The 21,031-nt window shown below is 64.4% G+C and carries 19 protein-coding genes; 4 read left to right on the forward strand and 15 right to left on the reverse strand.

Annotated elements, in window-relative coordinates:
- Nucleotide 1 precedes the first annotated feature (1 nt).
- The 9 genes from IB272_RS24685 to IB272_RS24725 all read right to left on the reverse strand — a co-directional run bounded on the left by IB272_RS24685 (nt 2) and on the right by IB272_RS24725 (nt 9,548).
- Entirely contained in the window at nt 2-787 is a 786-nt protein-coding gene (locus IB272_RS24685) for a LysR substrate-binding domain-containing protein (RefSeq protein WP_348646630.1), read from the reverse strand.
- A 36-nt stretch (nt 788-823) separates the two neighbouring features.
- Complete coding sequence (locus IB272_RS24690) at nt 824-2,077, reverse strand: Zn-dependent hydrolase (RefSeq protein ID WP_246810424.1); 1,254 nt, start codon at nt 2,075-2,077, stop codon at nt 824-826.
- Nucleotides 2,074-2,604 (reverse strand): L-2-amino-thiazoline-4-carboxylic acid hydrolase, encoded by a 531-nt coding sequence (locus IB272_RS24695; RefSeq protein ID WP_060586073.1) that lies wholly within the window; start codon nt 2,602-2,604, stop codon nt 2,074-2,076. Before IB272_RS24695 ends, IB272_RS24690 begins: the two co-directional genes overlap by 4 nt.
- 489 nt (nt 2,605-3,093) lie before the next feature.
- Nucleotides 3,094-4,482: a BatD family protein gene (locus IB272_RS24700; RefSeq protein WP_348646810.1), complete on the reverse strand. Its 1,389-nt coding sequence runs from the start codon at nt 4,480-4,482 to the stop codon at nt 3,094-3,096.
- Nucleotides 4,479-6,050, reverse strand: coding sequence for a VWA domain-containing protein (locus IB272_RS24705; protein WP_192445272.1), 1,572 nt, complete (start codon nt 6,048-6,050; stop codon nt 4,479-4,481). Before IB272_RS24705 ends, IB272_RS24700 begins: the two co-directional genes overlap by 4 nt.
- A complete protein-coding gene (locus tag IB272_RS24710; protein ID WP_192445274.1) occupies nt 6,047-7,051 on the reverse strand; it encodes a VWA domain-containing protein in 1,005 nt (334 codons plus the stop codon). Before IB272_RS24710 ends, IB272_RS24705 begins: the two co-directional genes overlap by 4 nt.
- Nucleotides 7,038-7,565, reverse strand: a complete 528-nt coding sequence (locus tag IB272_RS24715) for a DUF4381 domain-containing protein (protein ID WP_112772060.1) — start codon at nt 7,563-7,565, stop codon at nt 7,038-7,040. The genes IB272_RS24710 and IB272_RS24715 overlap by 14 nt, the downstream gene beginning before the upstream one ends.
- A complete protein-coding gene (locus IB272_RS24720; protein ID WP_082566555.1) occupies nt 7,565-8,560 on the reverse strand; it encodes a DUF58 domain-containing protein in 996 nt (331 codons plus the stop codon). Before IB272_RS24720 ends, IB272_RS24715 begins: the two co-directional genes overlap by 1 nt.
- 16 nt (nt 8,561-8,576) lie before the next feature.
- Nucleotides 8,577-9,548, reverse strand: coding sequence for a MoxR family ATPase (locus IB272_RS24725; protein WP_060521798.1), 972 nt, complete (start codon nt 9,546-9,548; stop codon nt 8,577-8,579).
- A 277-nt stretch (nt 9,549-9,825) separates the two neighbouring features.
- On the opposite strand from IB272_RS24725, the gene IB272_RS24730 reads away from it, so the two are divergent.
- The 4 genes from IB272_RS24730 to IB272_RS24745 all read left to right on the forward strand — a co-directional run bounded on the left by IB272_RS24730 (nt 9,826) and on the right by IB272_RS24745 (nt 14,608).
- Entirely contained in the window at nt 9,826-10,791 is a 966-nt protein-coding gene (locus tag IB272_RS24730) for a formylglycine-generating enzyme family protein (RefSeq protein WP_082573032.1), read from the forward strand.
- A gap of 41 nt (nt 10,792-10,832) precedes the next feature.
- Complete coding sequence (locus tag IB272_RS24735) at nt 10,833-11,900, forward strand: HAD family hydrolase (protein ID WP_348646811.1); 1,068 nt, start codon at nt 10,833-10,835, stop codon at nt 11,898-11,900.
- Between the two features lie 447 nt (nt 11,901-12,347).
- Nucleotides 12,348-12,608: a hypothetical protein gene (locus IB272_RS24740; RefSeq protein ID WP_060586085.1), complete on the forward strand. Its 261-nt coding sequence runs from the start codon at nt 12,348-12,350 to the stop codon at nt 12,606-12,608.
- Between the two features lie 233 nt (nt 12,609-12,841).
- On the forward strand, nt 12,842-14,608 hold the full coding sequence (locus IB272_RS24745) for a hypothetical protein (RefSeq protein WP_034799155.1): 1,767 nt from the start codon (nt 12,842-12,844) through the stop codon (nt 14,606-14,608).
- Between the two features lie 19 nt (nt 14,609-14,627).
- On the opposite strand, the gene IB272_RS24750 is transcribed toward IB272_RS24745, so the two are convergent.
- From IB272_RS24750 to IB272_RS24775, 6 genes are all read right to left on the reverse strand, one after another.
- Nucleotides 14,628-15,653: an NADP-dependent oxidoreductase gene (locus IB272_RS24750; RefSeq protein WP_192445276.1), complete on the reverse strand. Its 1,026-nt coding sequence runs from the start codon at nt 15,651-15,653 to the stop codon at nt 14,628-14,630.
- 170 nt (nt 15,654-15,823) lie between these two features.
- Complete coding sequence (locus IB272_RS24755; protein ID WP_192445278.1) at nt 15,824-17,185, reverse strand: PLP-dependent transferase; 1,362 nt, start codon at nt 17,183-17,185, stop codon at nt 15,824-15,826.
- Between the two features lie 45 nt (nt 17,186-17,230).
- A complete protein-coding gene (locus IB272_RS24760; RefSeq protein WP_192445280.1) occupies nt 17,231-18,268 on the reverse strand; it encodes an isopenicillin N synthase family oxygenase in 1,038 nt (345 codons plus the stop codon).
- 436 nt (nt 18,269-18,704) lie between these two features.
- Complete coding sequence (locus tag IB272_RS24765) at nt 18,705-18,941, reverse strand: hypothetical protein (RefSeq protein ID WP_034799160.1); 237 nt, start codon at nt 18,939-18,941, stop codon at nt 18,705-18,707.
- A gap of 119 nt (nt 18,942-19,060) precedes the next feature.
- The gene (locus IB272_RS24770) at nt 19,061-19,786 is read right to left on the reverse strand and encodes a TfuA-like protein (protein ID WP_192445282.1); all 726 of its coding nucleotides are present in this window, start codon (nt 19,784-19,786) and stop codon (nt 19,061-19,063) included.
- On the reverse strand, nt 19,783-21,030 hold the full coding sequence (locus IB272_RS24775) for a YcaO-like family protein (RefSeq protein WP_192445284.1): 1,248 nt from the start codon (nt 21,028-21,030) through the stop codon (nt 19,783-19,785). The genes IB272_RS24770 and IB272_RS24775 overlap by 4 nt, the downstream gene beginning before the upstream one ends.
- Between the last annotated feature and the right edge of the window lies 1 nt (nt 21,031).

Here is a 21,031-nt window from a genome sequence, read left to right on the forward strand (position 1 = left end):
ATCAGGTCCGGGGTTCGTCCAGACGGGCGAGTTCCGCAAACTCGGTGCCGAGAAAATCGAGCAGGGCGCGGACGGAGGGAAGCAGGCCGCGCCGCGACGGGAAGGCAGCATGAATGATGCCGGCCTTCGGCGCCCAATCGGGCAGAACGTCCACAAGCGTGCCGTCTTTCAGGTCCTGCCGCACGACCATGGTCGGCAGCTGGCAGATGCCGACGCCGTTGAGCGCGGCGAGCCGCAGGGCCACCATGTCTTCGGTTACGAGGCGTGGCCGATGTCGGACGATCGCGGTCGCGCCGTTGGGACCGTCGAGCCGCCAGTCGTGGCTTTGGCGGTCGGGGTTCCAGGCAAGGCTCGGCAGGCCGCCGAGATCCGCCGGTGCCGGCGGGTTGCTCAAACCGGCAAGCAGCCTGGGGCTGGCGACCAGCCTTTGTTTGCTCTCGGCGAACCGCTTTACGACGAGATCGCTTTCCTCGAGCGGCGGGAAGCGCACGCGGATGGCGACATCGATGCCTTCACGCAGAACGTCGACGCGGCGATTGGTGCTTTCGAGCACGACCTGCACCTTCGGCCGCGACGGTGGCGGCATTACGCCGTCGCCTCCGAACTGCAGCGCACCTGGCATCGCGACGACGCCCAGCAGTGGGCCGAGATCTACACCAAGGTCTTCCCGGAATATCAGCTGCTGATCGAAAGCTACCTCAAGGCCCAGCAGGTCGAGAAGGATCAGGAACAGCTGGACTCGCAGCGCGGCTAAGGCCCGCGTCGGGCAAGCGAATGAAGCACCCACGGCAGATATTCTGCCGTGGGTGTTTTGTCTTGGCAGTCAGCGGCGGTCGATTTCCAGAATGGTCTGGAACAGGACCTCGGCGCCGCGGGCACACTCCTCGGGCGCGGTGTATTCCGCCTCGTTGTGCGAGAGCCCGTCCTTGGATGGCACGAAGATCATGGCGGTCGGGGTGATCGTCGCCATATGGGCGGCATCATGCCCGGCACCGGAGACCATGTCGGTCGCCGAATAGCCGAGCGCTTCCGTGCTGGCGCGCACGGCGTTCACGATCGCCGGATCGAAAACGACCGGTGCCTTCGACCAGATGTGATTCAAGGCGACGCCTGGCCCAGCCTTGCGGACAGCGTCTTCAAGGGCCGCTTGCATCTGATTGAGCCCGGTCTCGGACGGATGGCGCATGTCGATCTGGAGTCGAACGGAACCGGGCACGACATTGCGCGAATTCGGACCCACCTCGACGAAGCCGACGGTGCCGACACCCGGCGGGTTTTGACGGGCGATGTCGCGGACGGCAAGGACGACCTCGGCCGCCGCAACAAGTGCATCGTCGCGCTGCGCCATCGGCGTGCTGCCCGCATGCGCCTCCGTGCCCGTGATAGTGACATCGAACCAGCGCAGCCCTTGGATGCCCGTGACGACACCGACCTCGGTCGCCGACGCTTCGAGCAGCGGCCCCTGCTCGATATGGAGCTCGACATAGGCGGCAAAGGAAGCCGGATCGATCTTGGCCTCGCCGCGATAGCCGATCGCATCGAGCGCCGCACCGACCGTGACACCTTCGCGGTCGGTGCGCGCCTGGGCGTCATCGAGCGCCAGCGCGCCGGCAAAGACGCCGGAGCCCAGCATTGCCGGCGAGAAGCGGGAGCCTTCCTCGTTCGTCCAGTTGACGACCACGAGCGGATGGCGAAGCCGGGTGGCGCCTTCCTTGAGGGTGCGCAGGATTTCGACACCGGCGAGCACGCCGAGGATGCCGTCGAAGCGGCCGCCCTGCGGCTGGGTATCGAGATGGCTGCCGACGGCGATGGCCGGCAGCGACATGTCCTCGCCGGCATAGGTCGCAAAGATGTTGCCAATTGCGTCGACCTCGACCGTGCAGCCGAGCGTGCGGCATTCGGAAACGAACCAGTCGCGGACCTGCCGGTCCTCCTCGGTCAAAGTCAGGCGCGTGACGCCGCCCTTGTCCGCAGCGCCGAAACGCGCGGTCGAGATGATGTCGGCCCACAGCCGGTCACCGTTCGTCGCCGGCGTGTTGATGCGGGTCGTTTCGCTGCGCATGGCTTCGGTGCTCATTTCTGCTGCTCCGGCGCGTCCTTGTTGAGCCGGTAGCGGAAATCGCAATGGGAGGCGCCCTGCATTACCGTCTGGGTGCGCTCCAGCGTAATGCGCGGGTCGTAGCCGGTGCAGAAGACGCCGTCGCGGTTGCAGGACAGCAGGTGTCCGATGTGGCCAAGCCCCATCTCGCGATAGGTCTCGGCGTAGCGACAGCGCTTGACGTTGTAGTGGAATTCCTCGTCCGTCGCCTTCGTCACCTCGATGACGAGCGCGTCGTCCTGGGTCCAGAGATCCTGAAGTTCCTGGAAGGTGCGCAGGTTGGTTCCGCCGGGTGTCTTTGCGGCAAAGGTCCGGCCCGCCTCGATCGCGGCCTTGGTGATTGCCTTATCGAGGATCGCCTGGGCGCGCTCCTCGCCGATCTCCTCGCGCATCGCCTCATAGATCGGCGCGATGATGCCGGCCTCGATGCGGCGGCGCGCGAGAATTCCGATCTCGCCATCCATCGCGACGCGCGAATCGGTGTTTTGGTTGTCCGTCTTGTCCATGCAATGCCTCCCTGTCTGCCTCGGGGCAGATCAACAGAGAACAGGATACTACGCCGGGCATGCTGCTGTGTTGCAAATCCGTGCCGGAAAGATTCCTTCAGGCGCAAATACTTTGCGCCATTCCGTCGTTGTGCAGGAAGCAATCGCGAGCCTGCCGACGGATCATGAGCGGCAGGGGTGCCAGCCGGGAACCATTAGCGCTACGCGTTTCCCCAGGCAGCGCCCCTTGAACAGGTTCCCGGGCGATAGGCACGTTCAGGGAAAGCGCGATCGCTGCGGCGACAAGGCCGAGCCCTCCAGCCGCCTGAACGCCAAGGGCGGGAATGAGAACGAAAGAAACAGCCAGGCACCCGGCGATCGCGCCGAGCGTATTGGCAGCATAGAGCCTGCCGCCCTTCGCGGCGACGCTACGTTAGCGATTCAACTTCTACCGGCGGGTGTCCGCGGGTAAGTACGTAACAGTTACGAAGGTCGGCGACGGCGGGTAAATCAGGTCCGGCCCACGGCTCCGAAGCGCCTTGGCGGCGCGGCCTCCAGGCCGGGATTGAGGTCGGGCAAGTCCGATGTCGGGCCGCCGCCATCGGCGGAGGTTTCCGAAAGCCAGCGCTGTCTTGCCACCTTCAATCCGCCGCGCAACCGGAGGAGATCAGGCCCGTCCTGATGGGAGCCGCCGCTGCCGTAGCGGCTGCGGCGATAATCGGCAAAAGCGTTTGCCGTCGCCGGGTCGGCGAACCTGTCGAGCCAGCGCGAGAGCGGCGTGTTGCCGGTCCGGCGTGACCAATGGTCGAGCGCCGTCTCCAGCCGCATGGGGTCGTGATCCCGACACGCGTCGAGCACGTGGCAAAATGCCGTCGCCTCGGATTGCGCCCTCTGCTCGAGCGCGGTTTCCAGCCGGGTTTCGAGGCGACCGAACAGATTGGCGGCCAGCTGGATAAGCGCCGCGAGAGCGGCGATCGATGTCGCGATGCCGAGCCACCACAACCAGTCGAAAGGTTCCTCAGCGGGCGGCGGCGCAGGCGGGGCGAGTGCGGGCGCAGCCGCTGGGGCAGCGTTGACGCTGACGGTCACGCCGCTCGCCTCGGCCGTCTGCATCGATCCGCTCGCCGGGTCGAACCAGGGCAGGCTGATCGCTGGAAGCGCGTAGGTGCCGGGCTTTGCAAAGACGTAGGTTGCCACGTCCTTGCGCAGTCCCGCCGTGATATCCCCGCGTGACGTGCGCTCCTCCGAAAGCACCGGATCGTGCCGGTACAATTGCACGTCCGCCGGGGCGTCGAAGGTCGGTTCGGGTATCATCATCGGTGCGAGGCCGGCCGCGCGAATGGTGATGGTCCGCACCAGGGCATCGCCTGCCTTTAGCCCCGCGGGATCCCGGTCGAAAGACTGGGTGAGGGTGATTTCTCCGGCGGTGACGCCGGCCTCTCCGCCTGCGCCTTGCGGAACGGCTTCGACCGTGAACTTGAGCGAAGGCAACGTCACCTGACCCTTGCTCATCTGGCCGGGTACGGCGGCATAGCCGAACGGAATGACGGCGGGCGGCAGTACGTAGTCGCCTGCCGCCTGCGGGGTGATCGCGTAGGTTTTGCGGATGCCTGAGAAGGCCTCGCCGTTGACGGTCTCGTTGAGGTTCATGCCGCGTTCGTCGGGCATGGTGACGACAGTGCCGGGAAGATCGAACAGAGGAAACTGCGGCGGCGAAAGGAAGTAGTTCGGCACGAAGACGTCGACGTCGACCTCGATCTGCTGGCCGGCATAAATCGGCGCCTTGGTCGTGAGCGTCGCGCGGGCAAAGGGATTGGCGGCGAAGGCCGTGCCTGCAAGCCAAAGCGACAGGCCGAGGAGCCAGATGATCTGCCGCGGCAGGGCGGCGAGGGCTGTCACGGGGCCGCCTCCTTTGCTTCGATCGCAAATTTTCGTGCCAGCAGTTCGGCCGGCGACACCTGGATGTTGCGCATCCACATGTCGGCCGTCTGCGGTCCCCCTTGCGTGGTGGCTTCCGTTCCCTTCTTGCCCTTGTCGTCGAACTGGACCTGGTCCGGGTCAATGCCCGCCTGTTCCTGCTGTGCGTCCTGTTCCTGCTTGTCCTTGTCGGCCTTGCGCTTTTTGGCGATCTCGAGGTTCTTTTGGGCGTCGGTCCAGTCGGGGCGGCGCTTTAGCGCCTGCTCGTAGGCGGCGATCGCCTCCTCGGCCTTGTCGAGGTGCAGGAGGGCATTGCCCTGATTGTAGTAGCTTTCCGCCGTATCGCTCTCGGCAAAGGTGTCGATCGCATCCTGGAAACGGCCGGCGCGGTAGAGCGCTGCGCCGCGCCAGGCGGGATCCGCGAACGTTTCAGAGGCCCCCTGGAAATCGCCCTGTTCGAAGGCGCGACGGCCCTGCTGGTCCGGAGTGAGCCAGAGGTCGATAAAGCGATTGTCCGCCGCCTCCACCCGTTCGCTGCCCATGAGCGAAGTGGCCGCGAGCAGATAGACCGCCCAGCGTATGGTCCAGCCGCGTCGGAACCAGAAGAGGCCGAAGACGGCGATCGGAATCGTCAGCCACCAGCCGAGATCGTACCAGCGCGTCAGCCCTTCGGCCGTCTTCGCTGCAAAATTCGTCTGGATGCGCCTGATGATCCAGCTGACGTCGGCGTCGTCGGATGTGACCGACGCCACCTCGGCCTTGGATGCGGACTGCAGCGCCTTGAGGCCGTCGACATCGAGCTTCGCCCTGACATGCGCGCCGGTGGCGTCGGTCAGGAACCCGCCGTCCGCCGTCTTGACCGGACCGCCTTCTGCCGTGCCGATGCCGAGCACCATCAGCGAGTTGCGCCCCTGATACCCACCGAAGGCCGGGAAGGCGGAACGCTCGACGCCGTCGGTCATGAACAGGATGGTGCCAGGCACCGTTTCGTTGGCGAGCGCTTTTTCGACCTCCTGCAGGGCCTTGGCTGTGTCCTTACCCTCGACGGGCATGATCTGCGGCGACAGCGCGGCGAGGTAGGATTTGACCAGCGCGGCATCGTCGCTGAGCGGCAGCACCATGTGGGCGGAGCCGGCATAGGCGAACAAGGCGGTGCGCGAGCCTTTCCTCCTGTCGAGAATGTCCTGGACCTTCAATTTGGCGCGTTCGAGCCGCGTCGGCGAAACATCGGTCGCGTTCATCGTCGGGTTGAGGTCGATGGCGATTGCCAGAGGTGCGGTGTCCTCGACGAAGGGCGGCCGTTCACGCTGCCAGGTCGGGCCAGCGGCTGCGATCGCCGCAACGGCGATCAGTGCGGCGGTGACGTGCACCGGCTGGAAGCGCCGTTTCCCGCCCTTGTCGATCAGCAGGTGATCGAGCAGATGCGGTGCGATCATGTCCTGCCACTGCGAGCGGACATCGCCGCGCCGGGTAACGAGGTAGATCAGCAGCGGGACGGCGGCGAGCGCCAGCAGCCACAGCGGCCGCAGAAAGTGAAAATCGGCGATCATGGCGCTGCCTCCCGGCGCTGACGCCGGTCACCGAGCGAGGATAGGAGCCACATGACGGCGTGATAGGCGAGCACCAGCAGGAGTGCCGCACCCAGCGGATAGTAGAACAGCTCGATGCGCGGCCGCCAGGAGAGCGTCTTCTGGTTTGCCGGCGTCAACTGGTCGAGCAATTGGTAGATGTTCTGCAGACCGGCCTGATCCTGGCCGAAGAAGTAGCGCCCCTTCGTCGCTTCGGCGATCTGCTGGAGTGCCGCGGTGTCGAGCTTTTGCTCTCCTTGAGCATTGGGATCGCCGATGCCGACCGTGTGGATCACCACCTTTCGCTCGGCGGCGATGCCGGCGGCCTTGTCGGGCGGCATCTTGCTGGCGGTGTCGTTGCCGTCGGTCAAGAGGATCATCACCTTGTCCGGCGCGGTGCTGGCGTCGAACATTTTGATCGCCAGCCCGATCGCATCGCCGACGGCGGTGCGGGGACCGGCCATGCCCGGCAGGCTGTCGGCCAGCATCAGCTTGACGGTCTTGTGGTCGAGCGTGAACGGTACCAGCGGATAGGGCGCATCGCCAAAGGCGATCAGGCCCAACCGGTCATTGGGCCGCCGGTCGATGAAGTCGGCGACCACCGCGTGCACCGCTTCGGCGCGGGTCTGCAGGTTGCCGGCGGGATCGCGAAAGTCGCGCGTGTCCATCGACTGTGACAGATCGATCGCCAACATCAGGTCGCGCTGCGGTTCGACCTTCTCGATCGGCGGCTCGACACATTGCGGCCGCGCCAGCGCCAGCACGATCAGCGTCCAGCAGATGGGTGCGATCACCTTCTGGCCGAGATTGGTTCTCGGAACGACGGAGCCTTCGGTCGGACCGAGATTGGCCGCCGCGGTGATGTCCTTGAAGAACGGCACCCTGACGGCGGCGGACTGCTCGCGGTATGGCGGAAGCAGCCACCAGACAAGGAAGGGCAACGGCAGAAGGATCAGTGCCCAGGCGTGGTCAAGCACGTACATGATGCGCCTCGATCCAGTGCCGCGCTGCCGCGATGTAGGCCTTTGCCTCAGCCTCCGGAACCGCGGCGAGCGCCTGGCTGCCACGATACTCGGCTTCCTCGAAAAAACGCGCAGAGGCGATCGGAAAGACAGGGCCGCCGGAATGAGCGTCGAGATATTTGGTCCAGCCGGTGCCGTGCAGGCCGGCAATGGCTTCGCGTGGCCAGATCGAGAGCGCGGTCCGCTTCAAAAGGACAGGCAGGGCCGCGAGCGCCTCGCCACGCGATCCGGTGGCGGCCAATCCGGCTTCTATCTTCCTGAGGTCGGCGAGCGCCTCGCGGCGGTAGCTGTTGGCCTCCCAGCGCCGGTACCAGCGCCAGCAGGCAAAGGCCGCCATGAGAAGGATAATGCAGCCGAGCACCGCCCACGCCTTGGTCTGGGGCATCATCGAGACAGGCTGCGGCAAGGCGATATCCGCGAGCTGCCGAAGGGCGGCGTCGAGCATCGGATCTTTCGCAGGTGCCGCCGTCGCCATCATCGCCTCCGCTGCCGGCTGGCGAGTTGGCCGAGCATGGTGCGCAGCTGCGGGGCCACCTCTTCCGCCGCAGAGATCGGCAGCATGGGCAGGCCGAGCTCCTCCTGCCAGGCGCGCAGCGCTCGCCCGCGCTTGCGGGCAAAGCTGTCGATCGCCTCGCGCACATTGCCATGGCCGAACTGCACTTCGGCCTGAAGCAGCCCGCCGCTAAAGACGATATCGCCCTTGCGCGGCAGTTCGAGCAGGAAGGGATCGTAGATCAGAACGCAGATCACATCGTTGTGGGCCGAAAGCTTCAAAAGCATGTCGCGGGTTTCGAGGCTGTAGCCGTCGAAGTCGCTGACGACGATGATCAGGTGATCGTGCCGGGCGATGTTGGCGACGGTCGTCAGCACGACGTCGAGCTGCTCGGCTCCATGCGGCGCCTGCGAACCGGCCTGCAGTGCGGTATTGTGGCGAACGATGCTGTCGGCGAGCCGGATCACCGCTTCGCGGCTGCGGTATGGGCGCGTTTCGGTCACCTCCTCGTCGCCGAAGACGAAGCCGCCGACACGGTCGCCAAGGGCCAGCACGCGCCAGGCGGAGAGCGCTGCCACTTCCGCCGCGGCGACCGACTTCATCGCGCGGCGGCTGCCGAAGAACATGTTGATGCGCTGGTCGACGAGGATGAGGGCCGGCCGGTCCTTCTCTTCGTCATAAACGCGGACGACCGGCTTGCCGGTGCGCGCCGTCACGCGCCAGTCGATGGCGCGGATGTCGTCGCCGGGCAGGTAGTTGCGTAGTTCCTCGAAGGAAAGTCCGCGGCCGCGCATGCGTGATTCGTGACGGCCGGCAAGCAGGCGGCGCACCGGCGCCTTGCGCAGGAACGTCAGGTCGCGGGCCATGGCTTCGAGGCCGACAAGTGCGTCCACCGAGGTGTAGACGCCGGTGGTGTCGGCGGTGCGGGGCTTTATGATGCCGCGTGAGCGGGCGAGGGCCGGCAGGGATATGGCCATCGGCGAACCTCCATCCTCAGGCGACCGCGACGAGCTCGACGATGCGGTCGATCACCTGGTTGGCGGTGGTGCCGCCGGCATGCGCTTCGTAAGAGAGCACCAGGCGATGGCGAAAGACATCGTGCACGGTCGCCTGCACATCGTCGGGCGTGACGAAATCGCGGCCGTTCAACCAGGCGTGCGCCCGCGAAACCTTATCGAGGCCGATGACGCCGCGCGGGCTCACGCCGACCTGAAGCCACTTGGCCAGATCCTTGTCGACCTTGTCGGGATAACGTGTCGCCATCACCAGCGCTACGATGTAGTTCTCGATCGCTTCGGAAACGGTGATCGCCGATATTTCCTTGCGTGCGGCAAAGACCGCGTCCTGGGCAAGCTTCTCCGTCGCATGATTGTTGGACTTGGCGTTGGTTTCCTCCGAGCGCACGAGCCGCATGATGTCTGCCTCTGAGGCTGCGTCCGGATAATCCACCTGGATGTGCATGAGGAAGCGATCCAGTTGCGCTTCGGGCAGCGGATAGGTGCCTTCCTGCTCGATCGGGTTCTGGGTCGCCATGACCAGGAACAGATCAGGCAGCACATGGCTCTTGCCGCCGATCGTGACCTGGCGTTCCTCCATCGCCTCGAGCAGCGCCGATTGCACCTTGGCCGGCGCCCGGTTCACCTCGTCGGCGAGGATGAGATTGGCGAAGATCGGCCCTTCCTGGAACTGGAACGCGCCCTTGCCGCCCTCGGAAAAATAGATCTCGGACCCCGTGATGTCGGCGGGCAAGAGGTCGGGCGTGAACTGGATGCGCGAAAGCTCCGCATCGAGGTTTTTGGCCATGCTCTTGATCGCTCGGGTTTTCGCAAGTCCGGGCAGGCCCTCGACCAGCAGATGGCCGTTGCTGAGCAGCCCCAGCAGCAAGCGCTCGATCATGCCCTCCTGGCCGATGATCGCTTCGCCGATGCGCTTGCCGAGTTGTTGGATATCGTCGCGTGCACCCATGAAGTCCTGCTCCCTTGCCCCGCCGGCAACATCAGTCGTCATGAACTTTCGCGAGAGCTTATTGTTAAATCAGGCCAATTGGAAAGAACGTAACAGTAACGAAGGCCTGAGCGGCGATGGCGGATACCTCTTGTGGCACGCGGCCTGCGCCCCGAGGGCTTTGGGCGATTGCGTAACGGTTACGTACTTTGGGCAGCGGGCATTTGGCGCTAACGTGTGCAGACCGTCCGCGCGCGTGCTAGCCGACGGTGCCAAGGGAGATCAGAGCCACATGCAAATGTCCCCGAAAATGCCCCTTGTCGACGAAACGCCGGCGGCGATCAGCGCCCGCGAGCAAATCTGGATCGAGGGCGGGACCTTTCTCATGGGTTCGGACAAGCACTATCCGGAGGAAGCGCCGGCCCATCCGGTGAAAGTTGACGGCTTCTGGATCGACGTCACGCCCGTTACCAACCGGCAGTTCGCCGCCTTCGTCGAGGCGACCGGCTACGTGACCGAGGCGGAGAAGACGCCCGATCCGAAGGACTATCCGGGCGCGCTTCCGGAAATGATGCGGGCGGGTTCAGTGATCTTCGACCCGCCGAAGCGGGTGACCAGCAACAGTCCTTCGCAATGGTGGAACTTCAAGTTCGGCGCCGACTGGCGGCGGCCCTATGGGCGGCAGAGCAACATCCGCGGCAAACTCGACCATCCGGTAGTGCAGGTCTCCTACCTCGACGCCAAGGCCTATGCCGCCTGGGCGGGAAAGGACCTGCCGACGGAGGCCGAATGGGAGTTCGCCGCGAAAGGCGGGCTCGAAGGCGCGGAATTTGCCTGGGGGGACGAACTGGTGCCCGAGGGACGTTTCATGGCAAACACCTGGCACGGCATGTTTCCGACGGAAAACCTGAAGCCCGACGGCTTCGAGCGGACCTCGCCGGTCGCGAGCTTTCCCGCCAATGGCTACGGCCTCTACGACATGATCGGCAATACCTGGGAATGGACCAGCGACTACTGGTCCACCCGCCACCCTGCGCCGGCGCAAAAGAGCTGCTGCATACCCGCCAATCCGCGGGGCGGGGACCGGGAAGCGAGTTTCGATCCGCGGCAGCCGACGATCCATATCGCCCGTCGCGTCGTGAAGGGCGGATCCCATCTCTGCGCGCCTAACTATTGCCGTCGGTATCGTCCGGCGGCGCGTCACGCGCACGAGGAAAACGCGGCGACGACCCATATCGGGTTCCGTTGCATTCGGCGGCCCTGATCCGGCCGGAGGACTTGAAAACCGTTCCGCCAGGAGGATGGATGATGACGGCAACAGCGATGCGTTTGGGGTTCGTGATGGACGAAAGGACTTGCAAACCGCGGCGTCGCGCAAGGCTCGCTGGCCTGCTGCTCGCGTTCGTTGCGGGCTTCGCCTCACCTGTTGCCGTTGTGGCGGCCGATGCGCCGGCCGACATTCTGCCCTCGTGGAACGATGGCGAGGCGAAAACCGAAATCGTCGATTTCGTCACACGGGTCACCAGCGAGGGCAGCGCCGATTTCGTGGCGCCGGCAGAGCGGATCGCCGTCTTCGACAATGACGGCACGCTGTGGACCGAGCAGCCGAACTATTTCCAGGGCATGTTCGCCATCGACCGCGTCAAGGCGATGGCGCCCGAGCACCCCGAATGGAAGGACAAGGAGCCTTTCGCATCGCTGCTGAAGGGGGACATGGCAGGCGTTGCCGCCGCCGGCGAAAAAGGCATCGTCGAGTTGGTCATGGCGACCCATGCCGGCATGACGACGGACGCGTTCACGAAAACGGTCACGGATTGGTTCGCGACCGCCCGGCATCCGCGCTTCGATCGCCCCTATAACGAGATCACCTTTCTGCCGATGCGCGAGTTGCTCGATTATCTCAGGGCAAGCGGCTTCAAGACCTATATCGTCTCGGGCGGCGGCATCGAATTCATGCGGCCGATGACCGAACAGATGTATGGGATCCCACCCGAGCAGGTGGTCGGCAGCAGCATCACGACGAAGTACGAACTCGACGGCGACGCGCCGGTGCTGATGCGGGAGCCCAAGATCGACTTCATCGACGACGGTGCCGGCAAGCCGGTCGGGATCAACACCTTTATCGGCCGCCGCCCGATCTTCGCTGCCGGTAATTCCGATGGCGACTATGAGATGCTGCGTTGGGTAACGGCGGGGTCCGGCCCGCGTTTCGGCATGATCGTTCACCATACGGACGGGGAGCGCGAATGGGCCTATGATCGGCAATCGCCTGTCGGCAAGCTGGACAAGGCGATGACCGAGGCCGAGCAGCGGAACTGGCTTCTGGTCGATATGAAGAACGACTGGCGCAAGATCTACGCCTTCGACAAATAGGTGGCTGCACGGCTGGCGCCGTGCGCCTCAGCGATCGATGTCGGGGCGAGGGCCGAGTGCTAAGCGCGACTTTAGCGCGGGGCCGTGGTCGACTATCGTCGCGCGGACGATGGTGCTCTTGCTCGTCTTTCCCGCCGCGGAACATCTCTCAACACCGATCGCGATATCGCGTGTGCCGCCTGTGCGGCTGCTGACGGCCCGAATCATGGGATTCGAGGCGAAGATTGCCAAGGTGCCGGCAATCCGGACCAATGTTACTGTTACGTACTTCCGAAAATCGGCGTTCGTGCCACTTTTCGCTCAGGGGAGAGGTAAGCGAGGGTCGGATTGGCCACAAGCACCGACCGGCGAGCCGGCCCCCCGCCCGCAACGGTGTCTGGTCGTCGCTGACACCTTGGGGAATGCAAAGGCATGAGCATCGATTGTCGTTCAAACGGATGGTAAACCATGCCCAGCGCAGCCTCTCAACGGGGACTACTGAAGCTTATGCTCAGGCTGCCGGCTCTGCGCGGCCAGTTGCAATTGCTCTGTGCCAAGAACCAGTCCCTGGAAAGCCTCTGCGAAGCCTATGAGGAAGCGAGCTCTATGCTTGACCGGCAAAGGCGTCTCGCCCCTCTGGATCATTCGATGATCTCGGAGTATGAATTGATCTGTCGCGAGATCGAAGAAGAGGTCATTTCCGTCTGTATCGCCGATACGGGGACGTGAGCGTAGTCCGTTGTGATTAACAAATAGCTCGCTTGAGCTTGTCAGAGCGACGAAAACCCCACAAGAATTCTATGGGAATGATCGGGCGTTCCTGTTCCAACTTAAAATGATTCAATTCTTCGATGAAAATATTTTGTGACGGTGCGATATTCTTCTTTCCGCCACAGAAGCTCTCGTCTAGAGTTCGCCTCGCGTTGCACTCTCTTTGGGGTTGTGGCAGTTGGGAGCGCATCATGGAAGCCAGCAGAAATGCGGGTCAAACGAACTGCATTGCCGTTGCAGAATGCGAGGCGCGAGCCGCCCTTGAGCGCATTCTTGCCGACAGCCAGTTTCACGCGACCGAGCGTCATCGCAAGCTGTTGCGGTACGTGGTTGACGAGTTTTTCGCTGGCCGTTCGGGCCAGGTGAAAGCCTACACGATCGCCATTGACGTCTTCGGACGGCCCGCCTCCTTCGATCCTGCGACCGATCCGATCGTGCGTGTGGAAGCGTCGCGCCTGCGCGCGGCCCTGGCGCAATATTACGAGGCGCTCGGCGAAAGAGCGGAGCTTCGCATCGAGCTGCCGAAAGGCAATTACGTTCCGCAATTCGTGATCAGCGGTGAGCCTTTGAGAGGGGTGCTCGAGAGCACGACGCCGGTTGCTGAGGCGGCAGCCGAGCAGCCCATCGAGCTCGCGATTGCGCCTGCCGTTCTTGCCCGCAAATGGCGCCCGCTTGCGGGCTTCGCGGCACTTGGAACCGGCGTGGCGGTCATGGCCGGGGCCTTCTACGTGTCCATTGCCGACCACCTTCCCTGGCAGCCGGTTTTCTCGGCCAAGCCGACGATCGTCGTTGACGTGCCGACGCGGCAGGGTGCCGACGACGACGTGCAGAAGAAGGCGGGTGACTATCTGGTCCACGCACTCTCGCAGTTTTCCGCCGTCCGCACCCTTGCGCCGGTCTCGCCCGCGGGTGTCGACGTGGCGTCGATAACCGGGTGGGTTTCGTCCGCGCCGCCGGTCAAGCTGCAGGGCAGCAAGGAATACAGGCTTTCCATCGCCTACAGCACCGACGAGCGCCGGCATGAGGTCTCCTGGCAGGTGATCGATGTGCAAAGCAACGAGGCGTTGAGGTCCGGCAGCTCGAAGGTGGCGCTCGACAGCGGCGACGCGCAGGAAATACAGGAAAAGCTGCTTTCTCGTCTGGCCCTTTCGCTTGCCGGCGAAGAGGGCGTCATTGTCAGTCTGGAGGCTGCGCGGCAACTGGTGACGCCGTCGATCGGCTTCGGCTGCGTGCTTCAGGCGGATGTGGCACTGGCGCGGATCGACCCTGAGGGACTGGTTTCGGCCCACGGCTGCCTTGAAAAATCCGTCGCCTACCAGGCCGCCGACGCCGATGTTTTGGCGAGCTTGGCGATGGTGTTGGTGGCAACCGGTGAAGCGAGCGCCGCGCCGACGGTGGCTGAGCGTGCGCTGAAGCTCGCCGACAAGGCCGTTGCGCTGGCACCGCAATCGAGCCAGAGCTACGTCGCCCAGATGCAAGCGCGCTTTGCAGCCGGTGACAGGGAAGCGGCGTTCATTTCCGGTCGGCGCGCGGCGGCACTCAATCCGCTCGACGACGCCATTCCGGCGCGGCTGGGTCTGCTGCTTTTCGTCAGCGGCGCCTATTCGCAAGGGGTGAATCTGGCCCGTGTGGCGGATGCCGGCAGCGAGTATCTTCACCACGATGCCGCGCTGACCCTGGCGCTCGAAGACTACCGCAGCGGCCGCTACCGCGAAGCGCTGAGGCGCGCACGCGAGCTTGCCAATCCGGCGGACATGGCGGTCAATCTCCTACGCGTGGCAGCGGCAGGCCAACTCGGCCTGACGCGGGAAGCGACCAGCGCTTTGGACGGATTGCGCCTGAACGAAACGCGCGCGTCGCAGTCGTACGATACGGAATTGGTCGCTCGAGGCTACGCGCCGGACCTGATCGCGTTGCTTGATGACGGTCTCGCCAAGGCCGGCTTCGCCCAGCAGTAAGGCCGGGCCCGAGCCCCTTTTAGTTTTCGGCGGCGACCCGGATCACCAGCTTGCCGAAATTGCGGCCGTCCAGCAGACCGATGAAGGCTTCCGGCGCATTCTCGAGCCCGTCGACGATGTCTTCGCGGTAGCGGACTTCGCCGCTTTTGATCCAGCCGGCCATCTCCTGATAGAAGAGCGGCCTCTGATCGGTAAACTCGCGCTGGATGAAACCCCGGATGAGCAGGCTCCGGCTGAGCACTTCGCGCATGACGCCGGGCAACCGGTCGCTCCCGGCTTGCGCGCCTGCGGGCTGGTTGTAGTGCGCAATCAGGCCGCAGACGGGCACGCGAGCGAAGTCGTTCAACAGCGGGAACACCGCATCCCAGACATGACCGCCGACATTCTCGAAATACACGTCGATGCCTTTGGGGCAGGCGGCGGCGAGCTGTTCGGCGAAATCAGGCGCGCGATGATCGATCACCGCGTCGAAGCCGAGCGTGTCGCGAACGAAGGCGCATTTGTCCGCACCGCCGGCGATCCCGACTGCGCGCGCACCCTTGATGCGGGCAATCTGCCCGACCGCCGAGCCGACGGCGCCGCTTGCAGCCGCCACGACGACCGTTTCGCCCGGCAGCGGTTTGCCGATCGTCAGCAGCCCCGCATAGGCGGTGAAACCGGGCATGCCGAGAATGCCGAGTGCCGTCGAAAGAGGTGCGGCCGCCGGATCGAGCTTGCGCAAGTCAGTACCACGCGACAGCGCATAGCTTTGCCAGCCGGAGTGGGAAAGAACGAAATCGCCGTCGCTGAAATCCGGGTGACGCGAGCGGAGGACGCGGGCGACCGTGCCGCCCTCCATGACAGCGCCGATCTCCACCGGCTTGGCATAGGAGCGGCCGGCATTCATGCGGCCGCGCATATAGGGGTCGAGCGAAAGGTAGAGGATCTTCAGGAGAACCTCGCCTTCCGCCGGCTCCGGGATAGCCGTTTCGACGACGCGGAAATCGCTCGGCACCGGTTTTTCGGATGGCCGCGCGGCAAGCAGGACCTGGGTATTCTTGCTCATAGTCTTTTCCTCCTGTGCGTGTCCCGATGCCCCGCGGCGGCTGACGCGCGACGAGAAGCTCTTTTCGCATGAAACGAAACAAAGGCCTACAGACGAGTTTTGAGCCACAAACGGCTCCGCGGGCTCGCCCCTGCGGACGAGCCCGCGGAAAATGCGAAAGCGTCTTACGCTCAGGCGGCGTCGATCGCTTGTCTGAGATCGGCGATGATGTCGTCCGAATGTTCGATGCCGATCGAAAGCCTGACATAGCCGGGCGTCACCCCGGTCTTTAGCTGGTCGATCTCCGACAGCTGCGAGTGCGTCGTCGTGGCTGGATGAATGGCCAGTGAGCGCGCGTCGCCGATATTGGCGACATGGTAGAGCAGTTTCAGCCCGTCGATGAAACGCCGTCCCGCCTCGCGACCGTCCTTCAGCTCGAAGCCCACGAGCGCGCCATAGTGGCCGTTCAGCAGATATTTCCCGCCGCGCGCTTTTGCCTCGCCATCCTGGAACTTCGGGAAGATCACCCGCGCCACCTTCGGGTGGGTGCGGAGGAACTCGGCCACCTTGATGGCATTCTCGTTGTGCTGCCGGATCCGGAGCGGCAGCGTTTCCAGACCCTGGATGAACTGGAATGCGTTTAGCGGGCTGATCGCGGCGCCGAGGTCGCGCAACAGCACCGCGCGGGCGCGCAGGATATAGGGATGAAACGCGATCGCGGCCGCTTTTTCGAGCCAGGTCTTGCCCTGGTAGCTCGGGTCAGGCTCGTGCAGGTTCGGATGGCGCGCCTCATGCTCGTGCCAGGGAAACTGGCCGCTGTCGATGATCGCGCCGCCGATCGAGGTACCGTGCCCGCCGATGTATTTTGTCGTCGAATAGACGACTACCGCAGCGCCGTGGTCGAAGGGCCGGATCGTCAGCGGGGCCGCCGTGTTGTCGACGATCAGCGGAATGCCGAAGCGCTTGCCGATCTCGGCGACCTCGGCGATCGGAAAGACTTCGAGCTTCGGATTCGGCAGGGACTCGGCATAGTAGGCACGTGTCCGGTCGTCCGTCGCCCGGGCAAACGCCTCGGGATCAGCCGCATCGACGAAACGAACCTCGATGCCGAAACTTTTCAGCGTGGCGGCAAACAGCGCCCAGGTGCCGCCATAAAGGCCGGCGGCGCTGACGACGTTGTCGCCGGAGCGCGCAAGGTTCAGGAGCGCGAAGGCCGATGCCGCCTGGCCGGAGCCAAGTGCCAGCGCGGCTGCTCCCCCTTCGATCTCCGCCAGCCGCTGCTCAAACGCGTCTTGCGTCGGGTTGGAAACGCGGGTGTAGAGATGCCCCGGCGCCTCCAGCGCAAAGAGCTTGTCGGCGCCGTCGGTGCCGGGCAGTTGATAGGAGGTCGTCTGGTAGATCGGCACGGCGACGGCGCCGCTTGCCGGATCGAAGCGATAGCTGCCGCCGTGGAGCGCCAGCGTTTCGGGATGCAATCGCCCGCCGGCTTTGCGCAGGCCGTTCGGCGTCTTGATCTCGACTGCCGGTTCTTCCGGCTTCTGATGGATCGTCATGCCATTTCTCGTTGGCTCTCAGGTTGATCGGCGCTGTCCGGTTGATCAGGCGGGCATAGCCGCCTTTGGCTGCTCCAGCAGGTCTGCGTGGTGCGCGGCGGCGACATCGGGGTGCGAGCGCAGCCGGGATTTCAGCACGTTGCGGCCGACCTCGTGGAAGAGCGGGTTCTGCGGATCCTGGGTGACGCCGCGGACCTCGGCTGCAAGCTGTGGCGGGAGATCGAGCACCGGGATGGTCGAAGCGAGATTGGCGCCGAGGAAGAAGGCGACCGAGAGCCGATCGCCGCCAGCTGGCGGCGTTACCACCCGGTGGATGTTGGCGAGCAGATAGCCGTTCGATGCCAGTTCCAGGAGTTCGCCGACATTGATGACGAAGGTGCCGCGCTTCGGCGGTGCGTCGATCCAGCCGCCCTTGCCGTCGTCGACCTGCAGTCCGCCGACCACGTCCTGCAACAGGATGGTGACGAAGCCGCCGTCCTTGTGGGCGCCGACGCCCTGATCGCTTTCGGTCTTGTCGCGGCCGGGATAGCGGATGATCTTGAGCAACTGGTTGGGGCCATCGCGATAGATCGGCCCGAAGACATCGGGCTTCTGCCCGAGCGCTTCGGAGAAAATCTCGATCAGCCGGATACCGAGCCCGGTGACGGCTTCGATATAGCCAAGGATCGCAGGCTTCAGTTCCGGCAAGGCGTCCGGAAACTGGTTCGGGCCGACAAGCCGCTTCCACGGCGCATCGCCGGACGCGATATTGAGGCTCTGGCGCTCGGGACCAAAGTCGACCTGTTCGCGCCAGTCCTGCGTGCCGCGCGTGTATTCGAGGCCGGCGCGATTGTAGCCGCGGAAGTGCGGCGACTTGCGCATCTCGATCGCCCGCTTGTCGTCCTCCGGCAGCGCGAAGAAGCTGCGCGAAAGCGAGAGAATGCCGTCGATTTCGTCCTGCGGGATCCCGTGGCCCTCGAGATAAAAGAAGCCCACCGAGCGGGCAACGCTGCGCAACTCGTCGAGCGCTGCGGCCCGCTCGGGGTGGCCCGCCGCAAAGCGCGAAAGGTCAAGGACGGGCAGGGTTGGATTTGTCTTGCTCAAGCCGGTCTCCCTTTGTCGTTCAGGCGGTGGGCCAGTCGATAAGGCCCTGCGCCGGTTCGCACATGATGGGAGAAGCCTAACCGGAGGTGGCTCGCTCACTCAATATTGTCTATGGAAATTATGGACTAAATTTCAACGAAAGCGCGAAGCGGGCTTTCGAACGGAACTGGTTTGCGGGGAATATCCGTCCCGGCCGTCTGTTTTACGGATTCCCTGAGCTGTCTCATGCGGTGCGAGAGCAACGATCGTTCGGCGACGAAATCCGCTTGCGGCGAAACGCGGGGAGCGGCAGACGCTAGGCCTAACAACGACCAAAACCCCGCTTCGCCTTCGGCCAAACGGGGTTATCTTCGTGTCATCGCTCAATCGCAAAGCCACCGGTCCGCGCAGGCGGACCAATCGCGGGATGACCGCAATCCCAAAAGCGGCGTGGAACTCAGCAGCGGCCGAGGCTCGGGCGCGTCAGCAACTCGTTGGTCAGATGCGCTCTCTGGCTGCCGCAGTCCTCGGCCTCCTTGAGCAGCGATGCGAGCGCGAGTTCGAGACAGTATTGCACGCCTTCGACGTTGAGGGTCTTGGCGGAGTCGCGCGCATAGGTGACAAGACGAGCCAGTGCCAAGAGCTCCTTTTCCTTGTCTTCCGGTTCTACTGGCACAGCAAATGAAGATAGCATGATTTTCCCCAGCTTCCTTTGGATCCGCAGATCCAGCCCACCGTGGCCAATCATAGCGTGACTTCGCGGCATTGCGCGTGACATGAGCGTGACACACGTTGTATGTGAAAACCACATCCTTAAGATGAAGCGTCAGGTTGACCGAACAACCTCTTCCACATGCTGGTAGAATTGAATTTCCAGCCTTGCGTTGCAACCGTCCGTTGGGTTGGCGTGTGTCGCAGTGCGTCCAGTAAATGTCGCGCGTCGATGCCCTTCTGGTCGACATATTCGCGCGCGAGCAGCGCGGTGAGACGGGCGGGGTCCGTCCCCGCCGGCAGTGCAACGCGCGCGACGATGCCCGCCCAGTTGCGCTCCTTGTAGAACATGGCGGACGCCGTCGCGCCCATCGATGCGATGAGCGCTGGGGCAAGGGCTTGGGTCTGCGAGAGGCGCTTGAGTGTCGCATCGACGTTGACCAGCGGGAGTGTCAGCGGCAGATAGCCGAGTTCGGCCGGGCCGTGGATCAGCGCAACATCGGCGTCGTCCACGCGGGCTCCTTCGGCGTATTGCCGGTAGATCTCGCCAATGCCGACCATGCCGAAGGGCGCGCATTCCGCCGCGCGCAGCGCGCCCATGCTGGCCGCGCCGAAGACCTGCACGCCCAGCGACAGCGCATAAAGGATTTCCTTGTGCCAGACGGGCGCAACATTCTCGAAGTTGCCGTCGATAAGCCCGATCGCGGTTGCACCGCCCTCAACTGCGCGCAGGACGTCGCCCTGAACGGCAGGCGGGAGGATTAGGACGCTCTTGTCCGCCGCGTTTCGTGCGTCCGGCAGCGTCGGGCCAACAAAGACAACGTTCATCCGGCCTCCAGAGCACGGGCGAGCGCGCGTTCTCCGAAGCGACGCTTGCGCAGGCCGTCGGGATTTTCGAGGGCCGGAACGATGACCTTGACCACCGAGAAAGGTGCAACGCCTTCCATCAGCGGAACGACGACAACCGTCCGGATGCCAGCCGCTTCAAGCCGCAGCAGTACGTAATCGAGCAGCGCCTGAGGCCCGGCCGGGGCATCGGGGGCCGCCACGCTTGTCCGGAGCGGCACGGCGGCAAACAGGCCTCGCGTTTCCTCGGGAAGGTCGCGGGTGAAGGTTTCCGGGAACACATCGTCGCGGGCGCCGCTGATATAGGTAAGCCGCGACTGGGCGGCCTCGGTCACGGCACGGATGGCGGCGCGCCGCGCCACGGGGTGGGCACCGTGGCCGATCGTGACGTCGTGATAACGCGGCTGCCTGGCCGAGAGAATGCCCGCTTCGGCGAGGGTTGCGGCATAGCAGGGGATGCCGATGTCGCTGGTCATGTCGAACAGGCGCAGCTCCAGGTCTGAAGAGGCGATCCGTTTCGTAAGGGCATCGAGGACAGGATCCTCGAAACTTCCCGGATCGATGCAGCCGCGGTGCTTGCCGTTCAGCGGCAGCATTCGCCACAGCGTTTCGGCGTCGCGCTCGATGCGCTCGAGCAAGCCGTGCAGGGTCGCCTCGGTCTCGGTGTTGCCCGAGGCCAGGCCATCAGAGGACTGCCAGTAACGATAACCGACGATCGTCCGGTCGAGGATTGTCGCTTCGCGCGGGACCCAGGTGGTTGCGCCGTCAAAGAGGTCGAAGCCACGGAGCCAGTCGATCGTTTCGTCGTTCTGAAGGTCCGCTTGCCCCGCCGAGATGAGCCCCGGCAGATGCAGCGTTCGATCGCCCGTTTCGGAAAGAGCCCGGCTGGTGGCCGTTCTTGTCGCGGCCGACGGCGCGCAGGCCACAGCCCGCTCGATCGCCTCCATGGCCGCCGAAACCTTGGCGTCAACGTCGGTGATGCCTTTTCCCTGGTTGATGACGATCGATCGGGCGTTGGGCGACACGGCGCTCCAGACGGGAATGCCGAGCCGGTCGAGGCCGGTCAGCCGCGCAAGCCGGGTGACGCCGAGCGCCGGCAGGGATGCCTCGATCCGCCGGAACGTTTCTTCTGGCGGGCAGGCGCGATCGCTGTAGGAAAGCGGCTCGGCCGCCGGACGGCTGGAATGCTCGTCCGACGGCCGGCCAGTTTCAGCGGCTTGTGCCACG

The sequence above is a fragment of the Ensifer sp. ENS08 genome, assembly GCF_014852195.1.
GTDB lineage: Bacteria > Pseudomonadota > Alphaproteobacteria > Rhizobiales > Rhizobiaceae > Ensifer > Ensifer adhaerens.